Source organism: Rhizobium sp. SVR5-2C (genome assembly GCF_056755115.1).
In genome coordinates this window covers 1-276 of record NZ_JBNDHT010000382.1, presented here as the reverse complement: position 1 = coordinate 276, position 276 = coordinate 1, and the positions used below count along the sequence as shown (strand labels likewise).

Annotated in this window: 1 pseudogene; it reads right to left on the bottom strand. The window is 68.5% G+C overall.

Annotation, left to right across the window (positions count from 1 at the left end):
- Positions 1-276: pseudogene (locus ACPYOI_RS36175) on the bottom strand (amidohydrolase); the annotation flags it as partial.

The window sequence follows — 276 nt, the reverse complement described above, 5'->3', positions numbered from 1 at the left end:
GTATTCGCCCTGCGCCTTCGAAGCAAACGGCAGGTCGACTTCCTCGGTGACCGGCAGCGCATCCATGTCGGCACGGATCGCCAGCTTCGGGCCGGGCCGGCCGCCCTTGAGGATACCCACCACGCCGGTATGCGCGATGCCGGTGCGCACTTCCATGCCGAGTTTCTTCAGCTGCGCGGCGACCAGCGCGGCGGTGCGCGTCTCGCGGTTGCTCAGTTCGGGATGCTGATGGATCTCGCGCCGCCATGCGGTGACCTGGGGCAGTGCGCCCTGGAC